This is a genomic window from Bacillus cereus group sp. BfR-BA-01355 (assembly GCF_022663675.1).
Lineage (GTDB): Bacteria > Bacillota > Bacilli > Bacillales > Bacillaceae_G > Bacillus_A > Bacillus_A thuringiensis_S.
Genome location: NZ_JAKUFY010000049.1, coordinates 1 through 15,860 on the forward strand (window position 1 = coordinate 1; position 15,860 = coordinate 15,860).

The window sequence follows — 15,860 nt, forward strand, 5'->3', positions numbered from 1 at the left end:
CAAATAGTGGTGATATTTTGGTGTCTGGGTGATTTTCCGCATAATTCTTTTCTTCAAAACTACCTTCTTTTAATAGCTGTACTAATGTTCTAATCGTTTGTCCACCCATGCTATGCCCAACTAAATGAACTTTATTTGTTTCACTCCAATTCGGCGTAAAACCACTATAAGTTCTGCCAAAACGATTATGTCCATGTTTCTCAGCATGCGAGGCACCATAGTCTACTGTGCCACCGCTAATTTGCGCATACAATTCACATGCACGATCCCAGTTACTAGAAACAGGTCCAACAGCTGCGGTATGTACCGTATAACCATTTCGTTTCAAATCTTCCTGTATATCATGAACACCACCCCAATACTTTACGCCAAGCATTTCTTCTCTACCCCATCCAGCAAATCCATTCACCAATATGATAGGATAATTATTTGGTTGCCTCTCTTCAGCATATGATATTTTCGCTGCGAATGAACATAAGGTCACTAATGCGAAAAAACATATTTTTAAAAATAACTTCCCCATACTTTCTCCCCCTAATAAAACGTTTACATTTTTCTTCTAAAAATTAACACAATGTTTTAACAACTTAAACATAATGTAAAGTATTTTATATACGTTGTATATATAGAAAACATATACAATTGTTGATAAATATTAATTCAAGTGAACATTTACTTTTTACAATACAACTTGTAAATCTGTTTATTTGAATTTATAATTAGATATAGTTTCCTCATGTTAAAAAAATTTAAAAACCATAAGAAAACTAATCTCATTGCTTGAAAAGGAGGAAAAAGCATGCAAATCGGATCAAATATTCATACATTATCTCAACCTACTAAAATAACTCCATCTACTCTTGAGCATAATACTATCTCTTCTACTAAACTGGAAAGTAAGAAAGTAAATGATCCTATCAAGTTTGATATTCGTTCATCTGAAAAAGAAATGAAACAGCCTGAGCATAAATTTAATGAATTAGATTTATGGAAGATGTTAAAGGATAAAGGTGTTCCTTTATGGATCATCCTTGAAATGCTACAAAAGGCTCGTAAAGAAAAAGAAGCCCAAAATAATTCAGTTCAAAATTCAAATGCGATTGAGGAAACAAACGAGACTCGATTAAATGAAGTAATGTAAAGCATAATATTTGATTGGTCTACAAACTAAAAAGAGTTCGGGGGTGATAAAGTTTCTATCAACCTCGAACTCTTTTTTTATGATTTTTCTCCAATCGTTACAAACTGGAAAGATACTTTTCCTTCCAAACCTTTAATTAGTTTTTTTACTTTAACATTTTCATTAACCAATGTATTATCTGTCGACATTTTAGGTTTTTCGTCACCTAGAGATTTTTTCAAATGAAGAAGATGCATTTTCATTTCATTTGCCTTTATTTCTTTATACACACTATTTTTTGCTACAATCATATACCATTCCGTTGAATATTTACGATTGTTACCTATCCAGGCATCACTATCGTATGTAACAGGAATCTCTTCCCCTCCTATTTTAATACTTTTCATAGTCTTATCGTCTTCACTTGTAAATAATAGTGACCCTTCTTTTGGGAATTTCGGTAACGTATCTATAATATAATTGGAGCCATTATCTTGTTTTCGAAAAAGTTTTTCTTTAATCAATGCTTGTGCTGTAGATTCATTTAAAATTAAGACATTTCCATTTCCAACTTCCCCTTTTTTCACAGAAAACACTTCATTTTCTTCCGTAATTTCCTGATAACGATTAATAATTGGTGAAATATTATTTTCATCTCCAATAATTAATACACCGTTTGCAGGAAATGAGTTGTCCTTTTTAGAACATGCACTAAAGCTTATTAAAAGTATTATAGTTAACATAAAAATAGTTAATATTCTTTTCATCACGATTCCTTTCATCATACAGTTCATTTTTCCACATACTTTAGTGTAGTCTTACAAGCTAATAAATTCTATTGCTCCATAACCTTATAAAGCTTTTGCAGGTAACGCCAACGGGTTATAAAGAAATATAAAACTTGTATACATATAAATGAAATTAAAATAACGATAGAGCTATTTATGATAGAAAAATCGACTAATTGCTGTAATGCTATATAAGCAACTACAGTATGAATCACTGCAACGAAAATTGGTAAAAAGAACATTAATAATAACTGCCTCGTTACAACTTTTTTCAACTCACCTTTACTTAATCCCATTTTCGAAATCATTTTATATTGCTGTTGGTCGCGATCCAAATCTGTATATAATCGGAAATAAATAAAACTAGCGGCGAATGTAAAGAAGACGATTCCAACTAAAATACTTACCATAAGTAATAAACCATTCTTTTGCTTTGCTTCCAACAAGTTTAATGTTAAAGCTTCAAAGTAGAAATCTCTGTCCCTAAGATTTTTATCGAATATACTCTTTAATTGATTTGAAATCTCTTTCGTTTTTATCCAATCATCTACAACAAATCCGTAAGTACGATATGGAATTTCTTTATTAACTGGGTCACTAGTAAGAGGTATTCCATCATATACCTGATCTTGAACAGCGATATAAATAGTTCTAGAATCATGTGGTAAAACTAAATTTTCTACAGCTTTTTTCACATGAAATGTCTTTGTCCAGTCACCTTGAATGACTTCTATATTCTTTTTATACTCGCCATTTTTAAATTCTTGTTTTTGTGATACGACTCCAGGAATTAATAAAATTTCATCTTCTTTTTCAATTGTTTCTTGTTGATAGCCTAGTGCTTTAGCAAGATCGTTGTATTCACTTAACTTCATTACATTTACGCCATTTTCTGTGTATATATATGAAGATGAAGCCATTCGATACGGAATATTAGCATCAGAAAGGTGTTTTTTTATAATAGAAAGATTTTTATTCAATACTTTGTCATTTTCAAAACTTCCATACAAAAATGTATACGGATTTGTCATCCTTACCAAATCCCTATTTCCAATTGCGGCTGTTGTACCAATTGCTGTAAATGCAACTGCTGAAACTATAGATACTATAAAAAACATCGTTGCATTATCTTTCATACGGTAAATTAATTCAGAAAATGTTAATATATTTGTTCTCTTTAAAAAGAAAGATTCTCTCCTTTTAGCAAGGTGCAGTATATACACGCTACACTGTGTATATAAAAAGTACGTTCCTATAATTACTAGAAGCACACCTATTCCAAGCGTAATAAAATTGGTACTTGGTATGAAGCGAAATACTGAAAAATATCCATACCCTATACTAATTAAAGAAAGTATCGATAATAAAACTGAAGATTTCGGTTCAGGTTTTGGCTTTTCCTCTGCTCGAATAAGTTCCACAAGTTCCGTTACTTTTATCATTTTAAATGTAAATAATGAAACAATTAAAAACAAGAAAAGAAATGTAATAATTGTTAATAATACAGCCCGCACTGGTATATAAAAAGGTAAACCATTATTAATCATTAATACACTTGCACTTATCAATAAGACTAGTTTAGAAAATATGAGTCCAATGAAAATCCCTATACAAATTGAACCAAGTCCAATCAACATATTTTCAATTAATAATAATTTCTTAAGCTGTCTCATTGACATACCTTGCATCATTAAAATACCAAATTCTTTCTTACGCGTCTTTAAAAACGAACTAACTGAATATAGAATGAAGAAAAATGAAAATACAAAAATCAATCCTTGCGAAACTGAAAATCCTAATGTACCAAATGCACTTATTGTTGCACTTGTCGATTTCAACTCACCTTGTAAATCAGGATGAAATAATAAAAGAGCATACGTAAAGAAAATCATAATAGAAAATGCACTACTTAAAAAATGGGCAGCATATGTACGCTTATTGCGAAAAATATTATTAAATGCGAACTGACGAAAAGTCATGCCTTTTCCCTCCTAACAAAGAAAGGACATCCATAATCTTTTGATAAAAAGTTTGCCTACTTTCACCACAATAAATTTCGTTATATAGTTGACCATCTTTAATAAAGATTACTCGGCTGCAAAAGCTCGCTGCATACGGATCATGTGTAACTAACATCATCGTTGCTTTTTCTTCTTTATTTAGAGTATCAAGCATCTCCATTACATCATTTGAAGATTTAGAGTCTAAATTCCCTGTTGGTTCATCTGCAAGTAACAATTGCGGCTTATGAACGATCGCACGAGCAATTGCTGTTCTTTGAGCTTGTCCCCCTGATATTTCAAACGTTCTTTTACTCAATATATCTGTAATGTTTAATTTCTGTGCAATCTCTTCCACTCGTTTGTTCATATCTTGCACAGAAACACCATCTAAAGTCATCGGCAATACGATGTTTTCTTTTACAGTAAGTGTGCTAAGAAGATTAAATGATTGGAAAACAAATCCTAATTGTTTTCTGCGGAATAACGCTAATTCTTCTGATGATAATTGGAAAGGATTTGTACCATTAATAAATATTTCTCCCGATGATGGAGAATCAATAGTAGATACCATATTTAATAACGTTGTTTTCCCACTACCTGACGGGCCCATAATTCCTACAAATTCACCTTCTTGAATTGATAAATCAATATCTACTAATGCTTTAAAAGGTACTTTCCCTCTATATACTTTACTAATACTATTTGCCTGCAAAATTTCCATTTATATTCTCCCTTCATTTCCACCGCTCACTATAGAGTGTAAATGAATTGTCTTACAGCTCATATTGATTCATCTTTCATTTATCTTACACGCTTGTAAGATTTCTAAAAAAACTGATAATAAACCTATTTTCAATCTATAAACAAAGCATATCTATCTTATAATATTTGCATATTGGTTTGAATTACAATGCTATTTTCTAATCTTAATTTTATTAATATGAAAAGACCGATTTTTATCGGTCTTTTTACTTTCAAATATTATATTTTAACTGCTGTATGTAGTTAAAGCATATTTGAGTTACCCATTAAATACTATTTCACTTTATAATAACCTCTGCAAAAAAAATGAGTGCTTCGGTTTCATTGCAATCAAAAACGAATTGTAAATATCTGAGGCGGAAATGAATGTGTTTATCCAACATATAAATAATAAAATTGATTTAATATTTCCTGATACAAAGAACGACATCATGGCAGGTACTACTGATAATACAATAATAGGCAAGCTCATAAAGACCCAAAATCTCGTTTTGGATAAGACTGCATTTGTATTTAGCCCAAAAAATCTTTTACTAAATGTTAAGCTAATATCCCCTTTTTTACTTATTACTAAAATGTGTAAACATTCGTGAATGATAAAGATTAAGGTACCTATGCGGGATAAAATGAATATAAAAAAGCTTAGAGTTTTAGCTCTAAGCTTTTTTATGATTTCGTATTAATTCCTTTTACTGCACAATATTTTTTATCCATTCAGATTTACTCAATACATAATGATTATATAGTTGATTTGCTATCTTGTGTTCACTCAAATAAGTAAACCCGCATTTTTTAATAACTTTATTTGATGGTACATTGTTAATTAAAGTAATTGCGTTAAGGACAATTAAATTTGTTTCTTTAAACAAATAGTCAATTAAGCCTTTAGTCGCTTTTGTAGCATAGCCATGATTTTGATGTTTATTTGAGATAGCATACATTATCTCTCTGTTTGGTGAAGGGAGTTCTTCTTTCATGCCTGTGCAGCACCATCCAATGCATTCATTTGTAGCTTCCTTAAATATTCCTAGCTTTAACATATGATTATCTATGTTATTCGTAGTTTTCACTGCCTCAAGAAATGCTTTGTTTGCTGGTATTTCATAATTTGCAATCCAATCCACCCTTTGTTCTTTCGTCGATTTCCAGTCTGGTAAAAACTTTTCTATTTCCGGTTGATTGGCTATTTTATAAATACTTTCTGCATCTTTGACCATAAACCCTTGCAAGTATATATCTCCACAATCTATTCTAAATAACTTAGTTGAACTCTCTTCTCCCATGTTAATTCCCCTTACTTACGTTATAACGCCTTTATCTGCTTCGTAAGTTCTATAAATCGTTCATCAAGTTCTTTATATTCTTTGTCGTTAGAAGTTAAAAAGCTTAATTTCCCTAATACTTCTTGTCTCTCTGTTTCTAACGTTAAACGTAGCTCTTCAATATTATCTCTTGTTTTAGTAGGTTCTTCTAGCTGCTTTTGTATCGTATTGTTTAAAAACACGAGTTTTATGTTAGTTGTTTTCTCTAAAAAATATCGATCGTGAGAAACAATTATTAATGTTCCGTTATACTCAGCTAATGTATTTTCAAGTTGTTCACGTGAAGGTAGATCCAAGTGATTCGTCGGTTCATCTAAAATGAGTACATCTTTTTCATCTAAAATATAAGCCATTAGCTTACATTTTACTCTTTCTCCCATACTCATATGCTCAATCGGCTCTTTCCATTGAGAAGCTTGGAACCCTAAATGTTTCATTAAATTTTGGACTTTTCCTCTTTCTTCAAATGTCTCTTTAAAAAATAAATCTTCTGGCGTTTTGTCCAGTGGCAAATCAAAAACCTCTTGTGTTAAATAACCGATGTTTGCAGATGGTGAAATCCATATTTCTCCTTCAGCAGTTTCCGCTCCCATAATCATCTTCAGTAATGTTGTTTTCCCGCTACCGTTTGGTCCAACAATTGCAACTTTCTCACCGTGCTGAATTGTAAAATTAACGTTTTCAAATAATGCTTTTCCATTAAATTCTTTTTTTAATTGCTTTACTTCTAAAAAGCGTTTTCCTACTTTTTTACTCGCTTGAATAGAGAACTCAATTGAATACTCTTCTTTCACACGTTCTACTTTCGTTTTCTCCAGCTCTTTTTCGAGACGTTTTCTTTTTGACTTCACTTGCGCATCCATTCGTTTCGCTTTTACACGATAAAACTCTTTAAAACTTTCTTGTTTTGTAGACTGCGCGTGTGCCTTTTGTGACCATGAACTTAATTCTTTTATATGTGTTTCTACTTGTTCTATCTTTTTTTGCTGCTTTTCATATTCTCGCTGCTGCGACTTCCTTCTTTGCTCACGTGCTTTCATGTAGCTTGTATAATTACCACTATGGTCAATTAATTTTTTGTCCTCAATTGACCATATTTTTGTTGCAACAACATCTAAAAAATATCGATCATGCGATACAACGATAACTGTACCTTTCATATTTTTTATTTGTTTAATGAGAAATTCCGTACTCATTTCATCTAAATGATTTGTCGGTTCGTCTAATATTAAGACATTAGGATTTTTAGCAAATCCTTTTGCTAATCGAATTTTTAACTTTTCACCACCACTTAAAGTATGAAAATCGTTCGTTGGCACGCCCCATTTCGCAAGCAGTTCTGCTTCTTTTGCAATTACATCGTTACTAATAAAAGATTCTATTTCTTGCTCAACATATGCGGTTGTCATATTCATTTGCTGCCATTCAACAATCCCTTTTGAAGGCTCAATCTTTCCATTTATTAATTGAAGTAACGTTGATTTACCAGCACCGTTTTTACCAATTAATCCGATAACATCCCCTTGTTTTACTGTCACATTCATTTTCTCTAACAACATATTTTCTTTTATTTCAACATAAACATCATTTAATTTTAATAGTTCTTTCATAATACCGATCCCTTTCATTAAGGGAGAATAAAAAAATCCTCCCAAATAAATTTGGCAGGATTAGTCGTTAAAATATTTACACCCAAATAAGCTATTACGCAACATAAATAGCAATACCGTTGTATGGAAATCGGGCAGACTAATCCTATTTTTTAGAAATTGAAATTTATTGAATTTCAACATTTAAAAATAAGATTAGTTAATCATCGTCCACCCATCATTCCTTTCCCTCATTAGTAACCATATTGTACCATAATAGTACTGTATGAGTAAATGCAATTATTTGTGCTGCTAAAAAAGATTGCTTTCTTTTAAGGTCTATTCATTATTTCTTCACTTCATATCGAACAAGTATCAACCACATTTGTTGTACTACTTGCTTTAGCTTTCCCTAGCAATAAAATTGTAAGCATTCCCTCTTATATAAATTTTATATAAATTCATCATAAATCATATATTATACATACTAAATTTCAGTTCTTATAATAAAGGTATCATTTTTAAGGGGTGGTTCTACAATGGAATTTAGTAAACTAGGAAACAGTGGATTAACAGTAAGTAAAATCGCATACGGGAACTGGATAAACCATGGTGGAAAAGTAAACGAAAATACTGCAAATGATTGTGTAAAAGCCGCACTAGATGTTGGAATTACAACGTTCGATACTGCTGATGTTTATTCGGACACGATAGCTGAGGAAGTACTTGGCCGATCTTTGCAAGGTATACGCCGAGAAAGTATAGAACTATGTACAAAAGTATGCCATCCGACCGGTCCTGGAAAAAATGATCGTGGATTATCAAGAAAACATATTATAGAAAATTGTAATGCATCGTTAAAACGATTACAGACAGACTATATCGATATTTATTATGCACATAGATTTGATATAACAACTCCTCTTGAGGAAACAATGTTAGCTTTCTCAGATCTTGTAAGACAAGGTAAGGTTCTCTATTTAGGCGTAAGCGAATGGACATCAGAACAAATTACCCGTGGTGCAGCACTTGCACGCGAATTGAACATTCCATTTATCGCTAGCCAACCTCAATATTCGATGTTATGGCGAGTTATTGAAACTGATGTGATTCCAACATGTCAACGTGAGGGACTTGGCCAAATCGTATGGTCGCCACTTGCACAAGGTATTCTTACAGGAAAATATCAACCTGGTAAACCATTACCGAATCAATCGCGTGCTAACTCCGATGCTGGAAAACCGTTTTTTGACAAACTCGTGCAACGTTGGATGAGTGATGATGTGCTTACCGCTATCCAGGAAATTAAACCTATCGCACAAGAAATTAACCTTACCTTATCTCAACTCGCAGTTGCTTGGGTATTACAAAATCCAGCTGTTTCTTCTGCAATTATTGGTGCTTCAAATCCGGAACAAATAAGAGAAAATGTAATTGCTTCTAGTGTTAAATTGCAACCTGAAATTATGGATCAGATTGACAGTGTATTAAAAGGTTTCGCTGAGTATGATACTAGTAAAACAGGTTGAATCATGAGTAAGTTTTATCTATAAATAAACACCCCTTGCCAACTTCCCACAGCCCATCCTATAAAGATGGGCTGTGGGAAGTCATATAAACCTCTCTAACAACTGTTAAAAAGTTCTTTAACACGACAGACTTTTCATCCTTCCTCCATCCAGCATATAAATTTATTTCCGGTGTATTTTCTAGAATATCTTTATACATCACTCCTGATTTTTTATAGCTTTCCACCGAGGATGGAACGACAGAAATCCCCATTCCAGCTGCAACTAAGTTTACAATCGTTTGCATTTGAACTGCTTCTTGAACAATATTTAAACTTACCCCATATTTCCAAAAGTAACTAATAATTAAATCATAAAAATTTGTACCGAAATGACGAGGAAATAAAATGAATGGTTCCTCCACTAATGATTTGATTGAAATATTAGGTAACGAAACGAAAGGGTGATTTTCATGCAAAACCAACTTTAAACACTCTTCAGAACAAACTTCAGAAGATAATATTTCATTATTTTGCTCCGAACGAATAAATCCAATATGAATTTGTTTTTCGTAAAGCGCTTTTATTTGTTGGTCTGTTGTCATCTCACGTAATATGAGCTGAATTTTTGGAAAACGTTCTCGAAATGTTTTTAATATGCCCATAACTGTTTCTGTAGAATCGACAAAACCGATGATTAAATGCCCGATTTTCCCTTCATCTGCAAGCTGTGTTTCTTTAATCGTTCTATCTACTTGAAGTAATGTTTGCCTAGCACCTTCTAAAAAGACTTTCCCCGCCTCGGTAAGCTCAACCATCCTTTTTGTCCGGTGAAAAAGTTGAACTCCTAATTCTTCTTCCAATTTTCGAATTTCTTGACTTAAAGGCGGTTGTGCCATCATAAGACGCTCTGCTGCACGACTAAAGTTTAATTCTTCTGCCACCGTTATGAAATATTTCATTTTACGAATATCCATTTCAAGCCTCCTATCATTCGCAACTTCTATAAGATTCTATTTTTATTATAAAAAATGGTTCATGTATGTAGTCTTACATTTATTCTTATTGGGTTCATTTTGCCTCTCTTATCTATAGAATATTTCATTCTCCAATGTTATCAAGGGTACAAAACAAGGCTAAAAAACTTATCTCCAAAGTTCTTTAGCCTTGATTACTTTTTACACATTAAAAAATATTAATCGCACTACCGTACCTTTACCAACTTCTGAATGGATTTCCACACTATGTCCTAATTGTTTTGTAATTTCATATACAAGATATAGCCCCATTCCTGTTGATTCTTTAAAATCTCTACCGTTTTCTCCTGTAAAGAAAGGTTTGAATACTCTTGGTAAATCTTGCTTCGGTATACCTACGCCATTATCAGCAATTTCAAGTATAACGGTATTACCTTCCTTACAAGCTTTCATTTTAATCTTTTCTCTACTACCTGATGAATACTTAATCGCATTCGATAGTATTTGTCCGATTAAAAACTTTAACCATTTCACATCACTTTCTACAGTAATGTCCTTATCAATTTCAAGCTCTGGATATACAAAATTCCGTATAAAGAAACGTTTATGTTCATGTACCGAATCATTCACTATTTTATGTAGTTGTACCCTTTCTACATAAAAATCTTGTGTGAACGCTTCTAATCGTGCGACATATAGAGCCATTTCCAATCCCTTTTTTAATCGGTCTGTTTCCTCATTTATACTTTCAAAACGTGAATCTACTTCATCCTGTGTAATTAATTCTATTACAGATAAAGGTGTTTTCATTTGATGGATCCACTGATTCATAAAGGTTAAATGGTCATTATTTTTTCTCTCTTGTATTTGCAGCTGATTTTGATAATGTCGATATTGCACCTCAAGTAGTTCTTGAAGAGCAGCCGATACAGCTGCAAAATCAGATTTTTGAACAGATTCATCTAAAGATTGCATCGGGTTTGCTAGGCGCTCATAAAAAGAACGATGTGTAAAATAACGAAACACTAAATAACTTCCCATAAAGAAAACACCTAGAAACATTGCGTATAACGCCGTTGTAATATGATTATGCCCATCAAACCAATATACGAGAAATATAGCTAGTAGTTGAATTATGGTAAAGCAAATAACTGGTATATGATCACGTATAAACAACCTTATCATTTTTCTATACCATTATCCCAAGTAATGTGCAATCTATATCCAACACTACGAATCGTTTCAATCGCACCTTCTATATGTAACGTTTGTAACTTTTTACGCACACGTGTTGTATTTACACTTAATGTATTATCATCAACATAAGATTCACTATCCCATAATTTATTAAGTAACACTTCTCTACTCACAACACGCGGATAATTTTTCATTAATGTCTCTAATAAAATAGCTTCGTTTCTCGTTATATCAATTTCGTCGTTTCTAAGTTTCAATACAAGCCTTTCAGGATATAAACAAAGGCCTTGTTGCTCAATCATTCGCTCTTCTAGTTTCGGTGCATAATCTCCATATGCACGTCTTAAATGACTACGAATTTTCGCCACTACAACTTCATAATGAAAAGGCTTCGGAATAAAATCATCGCCACCGTTTTCTAACGCCATAACTTGATCCATCGTGCCTTCACGGGCCGAAATGAATAGTATCGGACATGTTGAAACTCCGCGAATTTGACGACACCAAAAGTACCCATCAAAACTCGGTAAATTAATATCTAATAAAACTAACTCTGGTTGTTCTTCTAAAAAAATGTTTAATACATTTTGAAAGTCCGATACAATAACTCCTTGATAACCATATTTCGCAACATGTGTCGATAATAGTTCTGCAATTTTCATATCGTCTTCTACAATCATAATTTTGACCATTATTGAACTCCTTTTTAATCCACAATCTCAAATATACTTATATAAAATAAATACTACCTCTTTTCACAAAATCAGTAAATTAAAAAAAGGATGCTTTTATACGAAAGTATCCTTTTTCGTCCCTTATCTATTTAATATGAAATTTACTAAAAGTAAATCCTAGTTTCTCCACATAATCCATTCCTAGTTCCATACGCGCTGTTTTCAGCGGATCCACAACTTGGCAAACTTTTAAATTACCTGCTGCCGATAATAAAAGCGTTGCATCAGCTTTAGACATTGCTAATTCTTCATGTAAAAATGTCACCATATTACGTACAGCACGATTTGCTGCATCATCTAACAATTTCTCTGAAGCAATCGTCATCATTTTTTCTTTTTGAATAGCCATTGGTAATGGCCATTGTTTTCCTTTTATCGTTTGAACTGTTACCGTTACCTCACCAGCAACCTCTACACCACTAACACCAATTTCACCATCACCCATTGCTGCGTGTAAATCACCTAATGCTAATAGTGCTCCTGGGACATTAACTGGTAGTAGTAGTGTTGTTCCTTCTTTAATTTCTTTACAGTCCATATTCCCGCCGTGATCATGCGGTGTGCCACATGAAATGCTCTCTTCTTTCGGTGCAGTACCAATTACCCCAATCATTGGATTAATCGGGATTTGTAGTTCACTTGAAAACAAAACATATTCATTATGTATTGGGACAATTTTCACTGTATTTTCATTTAACTCATCACCCATTACACCAAGGTTTGCACCTGTAGTTAAAACGCCCTGCTCTACAATTTCAATTTTTTCAATCGTTACGACTAATATATCGCCAGGTTCTGCTCCTTTAACATATACAGGTCCAGTCGCTGGATTAATTCGGTTCCAATCTAATTCTTGTAACACAACATCTTCAGAATCGATTTGATTTTCAAAGCAATCATATGTTTCAAATACAAGACTGCTCCCAATTTCTACTTCCATACACGGCTTATTTTCTGGTGACATTGAGTAAATGATATGGTCTTTATGAATTCGATACATAATACCTCTCCCTTTTATAATTATCTACTATTACTAATTAGCTTTTTTTATACAAGCTCCTCTTAAAATTAAATGTTATTTTCATGTAAAAAAGCACGCAGATTGTTTTATAACATACACTCTTTACTATAACAGAAAGGTGGTATCACTATGCCCCTTATTCCATACAACGAAAGTGATGTTGATTTACTAGCTCGATTAATTCGTGCTGAAGCTGAAAGCGAAGGTCGCCAAGGTGAGGAGTTAGTTGGATGCGTTGTAGTAAACCGTGTATTTTGTGATTGCTTAGATTTTAAACAACTCCGTACCGTACGAGACGCTGTATATCAAAGCCCCGGCGGATTTGAAGCAGTACAATATGGATATTTTTATCAACGCGCTCGTGAATCAGAAAAAGAAATCGCACGAAAAGTTTTACAAGGTCAATGGCGCTGGCCTGCACGATGGGCTCTTTGGTATTTCCGTCCAGTTGGAGCTTGTCCGCCTGAATGGTATAATCAGCCATTTGTAGGACAGTTTAAAAGCCATTGTTTTTATGAACCAAGTGGTGATGAATGTCCGAAAATGTATTCACGATAGTAAAATTTGCAACGCAAGTACTTAGAAATTTTGGTACTTGCGTTGCTTTTAACTGTGTTTTAGAAATCTAATAGTGTGATGAAATTTTCTATGCCTACTACATGTATTAATAATGGTATACGAGGACCATTTGATTGATTCATAATGAGCTTATATATAATAGTGAATAATTGTTTTTGATTTTCTTTCATTATTTTTTTATTTTCATGATGACAAATCGCATATAATTGCTCCATTAAGTGAGAGTAATCTTTGTTAGAACGAAGTATATCGCAAACTTCTACTAACCATTCTTTCTGTCTTTCATCCAATGTGTTGTAAAACTCTGTATTTCTCTCTTGATTTACCGCAATTAATTTTTCAGATTGAAAATTTCTTATCCAATACTCTGTGCGATTACTCACCGCTCTCATTTCATCTAATGCATAGCTCCTATCTATTTTCTTTAATATCCCCTGTAAAATAGTTGAATCAAAATTTAATAATGGTAACGTTCCTGCTACTTGATTAAATTTCGGATATTCTTTAAACCCGATAGTAACTCTAGAAAGTTTAATTGCATCAAGTAAATCTTCATTTTTGAGCGTTTTATTTTCATAACTATCTTTCAATCGCTCATATTCTGTATAATTGCGAATCACATCTTCATCAAGACCGATATGAAAAGCTGCGTTTGGTCTATATTTTGCAAACATAAACAGAATTACTTCTGGTAAATACACTTTTAACAACTCACTAGGTGTAATACTATTTCCTGAAGAACTAGACATTTTTTCATGATTGCCTTTAATTCCAATAAAATCATAAGCAACATAATGAGGAGCTTCACGATTGAATATTTTCCTTGCAATTTCTTTTGATACATTATAACTACCCGTTTCTGATGAATGGTCTCTGCCACCCGGCTCAAAAACAACCTCCTCTATCATCCATCTCATCGGCCAATCGATTTTCCAATTTAGTTTCATTTTATTTGTATTTAATACGGATAACTCTTTTTCATTTCCGCATTCACATTCATACCGGATTGTTTTTAATACTTCATCAAAATGTGTAATAGTTGTTGTATCTTTCCCGCACCTCTCACAATATAATGTAGCTGGATAAAAGCTCTCTCGCTCTTCTTCACTACACTCTCCAGTTTTAAAATCCATTAAAATATCATATATATCTTTTCGATTATACAAAGCCTCTAATATATTTTCGTTATACCTTCCGCTTCTATATTCATCATGTTGATAAATAAATTCCACTCCAATTCCAAATGCTTGAAGCGATTTTTCAAACTCTTTTTCAAAATGCTCCGCATACGAGTTATGACATCCATACGGATCTGGAATATCACAGTATGGCATACCAATATACTTTGCAAAAGATGGATCAATATTTTTTGGAACTTTTCTAAACCTATCATAATCATCCCACGAAAATATAAAACGAGTCTTTTTCCCTAAATCTTGAAGTGCTCTTACTACGAAATAAGTCGTTACGATTTCACGAAAGTTCCCAATATGAACAGAACCTGACGGACTAATTCCAGATGCACAAACAAACGTTTCTTTATTTGGATGTTTCCTAATTAATTCATGTGCTACTTCATACGCCCAATGCATATATTACTCACCTCAATTATTTTTTTGTTTTCTAATTTCCAGTTTTATGCAACAAAAAAACTCTCACCCCCAAGATTATTCATCTTGAGGACGAGAGTTGTTAGCTTCGCGGTACCACCTCAGTTTGTTAATATGTCACCATATTAACCTCTTCAGGTACGGCAAAATATGCTTATACCCTATCTCTATAACGGGAGAACCCGTCGCACCATCCCTAAATAAATTAGTTCCTTGCGCAGCTCCAAGTCTTTTTTCGTTAAGATGTATACCGCTCTTTCTCAGCTACCAGAGCTCTCTGTACGTATTCTTTCTTAACTACTCTTCTCTTCTATGCCTTAAATATTAGTTTTTTAATATGATAATTTATAACACTTTTATTGTCAAACTTTTCCGAATCGAAATCGTAAAATTATCTAAAAAAATTCTTTATCGCTTCTAATTGAATTTTGTGGCTACACTCATCACAACAATATGCCCCTTTTGGTTTCTCTTTAAATCGCTTATATTTTTCACTACCTTCGTAAACACGAAATATATTCTTACAAGAAAAGCAAACAATTTCATAAAACATCATATGCAGTTTCCTCTCCTTGTTTATACACTTTTTTAATCACTTGTGAGAAGGTCATTTTTCTACATTATAAATTTTAATATCCTTTGACTAAAAGG

At 32.8% G+C, this 15,860-nt stretch carries 15 protein-coding genes, 1 pseudogene and 1 other annotated feature; of the genes and pseudogenes, 3 read left to right on the forward strand and 13 right to left on the reverse strand.

Features of this window, described 5'->3' with window-relative positions:
* Positions 1-523, reverse strand: a 523-nt coding sequence (locus tag MR167_RS17035) for an esterase/lipase family protein (protein ID WP_481746703.1), incomplete at its 3' end; no start/stop codon positions are given.
* Positions 524-799: 276 nt separating this feature from the next.
* On the opposite strand from MR167_RS17035, the gene MR167_RS17040 reads away from it, so the two are divergent.
* Positions 800-1,141, forward strand: a complete 342-nt coding sequence (locus MR167_RS17040; protein ID WP_001165517.1) for a DUF3914 domain-containing protein — start codon at positions 800-802, stop codon at positions 1,139-1,141.
* 77 nt (positions 1,142-1,218) lie between these two features.
* Here the strand turns inward: MR167_RS17040 and MR167_RS17045 are convergent, their stop codons facing one another.
* The 6 genes and pseudogenes from MR167_RS17045 to abc-f form a co-directional block, all read right to left on the reverse strand.
* Positions 1,219-1,902: a lipoprotein BA_5634 family protein gene (locus tag MR167_RS17045; RefSeq protein ID WP_231130553.1), complete on the reverse strand. Its 684-nt coding sequence runs from the start codon at positions 1,900-1,902 to the stop codon at positions 1,219-1,221.
* Positions 1,903-1,955: 53 nt separating this feature from the next.
* Complete coding sequence (locus MR167_RS17050) at positions 1,956-3,887, reverse strand: ABC transporter permease (RefSeq protein ID WP_242315057.1); 1,932 nt, start codon at positions 3,885-3,887, stop codon at positions 1,956-1,958.
* On the reverse strand, positions 3,862-4,632 hold the full coding sequence (locus MR167_RS17055; protein ID WP_000404445.1) for an ABC transporter ATP-binding protein: 771 nt from the start codon (positions 4,630-4,632) through the stop codon (positions 3,862-3,864). The genes MR167_RS17050 and MR167_RS17055 overlap by 26 nt, the downstream gene beginning before the upstream one ends.
* 314 nt (positions 4,633-4,946) lie before the next feature.
* Positions 4,947-5,307 (reverse strand): annotated as a pseudogene (locus MR167_RS17060) (DUF3267 domain-containing protein); the annotation flags it as partial.
* A gap of 55 nt (positions 5,308-5,362) precedes the next feature.
* Complete coding sequence (locus MR167_RS17065) at positions 5,363-5,956, reverse strand: GNAT family N-acetyltransferase (RefSeq protein WP_000503550.1); 594 nt, start codon at positions 5,954-5,956, stop codon at positions 5,363-5,365.
* A 20-nt stretch (positions 5,957-5,976) separates the two neighbouring features.
* Entirely contained in the window at positions 5,977-7,605 is a 1,629-nt protein-coding gene (abc-f, locus tag MR167_RS17070; RefSeq protein ID WP_002082721.1) for a ribosomal protection-like ABC-F family protein, read from the reverse strand.
* A 518-nt stretch (positions 7,606-8,123) separates the two neighbouring features.
* On the opposite strand from abc-f, the gene MR167_RS17075 reads away from it, so the two are divergent.
* Positions 8,124-9,113 (forward strand): aldo/keto reductase family protein, encoded by a 990-nt coding sequence (locus MR167_RS17075; protein WP_000395988.1) that lies wholly within the window; start codon positions 8,124-8,126, stop codon positions 9,111-9,113.
* A gap of 58 nt (positions 9,114-9,171) precedes the next feature.
* On the opposite strand, the gene MR167_RS17080 is transcribed toward MR167_RS17075, so the two are convergent.
* The 4 genes from MR167_RS17080 to MR167_RS17095 all read right to left on the reverse strand — a co-directional run bounded on the left by MR167_RS17080 (position 9,172) and on the right by MR167_RS17095 (position 12,999).
* A complete protein-coding gene (locus MR167_RS17080; RefSeq protein WP_106082197.1) occupies positions 9,172-10,068 on the reverse strand; it encodes a LysR substrate-binding domain-containing protein in 897 nt (298 codons plus the stop codon).
* 201 nt (positions 10,069-10,269) lie between these two features.
* Positions 10,270-11,253 carry a sensor histidine kinase gene (locus MR167_RS17085; protein ID WP_106082196.1) on the reverse strand — a complete coding sequence of 328 codons (984 nt, stop codon included), beginning with the start codon at positions 11,251-11,253 and terminating at the stop codon, positions 10,270-10,272.
* The gene (locus tag MR167_RS17090; protein WP_000238995.1) at positions 11,250-11,957 is read right to left on the reverse strand and encodes a response regulator transcription factor; all 708 of its coding nucleotides are present in this window, start codon (positions 11,955-11,957) and stop codon (positions 11,250-11,252) included. Before MR167_RS17090 ends, MR167_RS17085 begins: the two co-directional genes overlap by 4 nt.
* 127 nt (positions 11,958-12,084) lie before the next feature.
* Positions 12,085-12,999: an acetamidase/formamidase family protein gene (locus MR167_RS17095; RefSeq protein WP_242315059.1), complete on the reverse strand. Its 915-nt coding sequence runs from the start codon at positions 12,997-12,999 to the stop codon at positions 12,085-12,087.
* Positions 13,000-13,149: 150 nt separating this feature from the next.
* On the opposite strand from MR167_RS17095, the gene MR167_RS17100 reads away from it, so the two are divergent.
* Positions 13,150-13,578, forward strand: a complete 429-nt coding sequence (locus tag MR167_RS17100) for a cell wall hydrolase (RefSeq protein WP_242315061.1) — start codon at positions 13,150-13,152, stop codon at positions 13,576-13,578.
* Positions 13,579-13,637: 59 nt separating this feature from the next.
* Here MR167_RS17100 and lysS read toward each other — a convergent pair whose 3' ends face one another.
* A complete protein-coding gene (gene lysS / locus MR167_RS17105; protein ID WP_242315063.1) occupies positions 13,638-15,191 on the reverse strand; it encodes a lysine--tRNA ligase in 1,554 nt (517 codons plus the stop codon).
* An 83-nt stretch (positions 15,192-15,274) separates the two neighbouring features.
* Positions 15,275-15,531: a binding site (T-box leader), on the reverse strand.
* A gap of 69 nt (positions 15,532-15,600) precedes the next feature.
* Positions 15,601-15,771: a DUF2197 domain-containing protein gene (locus tag MR167_RS17110; protein WP_000551042.1), complete on the reverse strand. Its 171-nt coding sequence runs from the start codon at positions 15,769-15,771 to the stop codon at positions 15,601-15,603.
* Positions 15,772-15,860 lie beyond the last annotated feature (89 nt).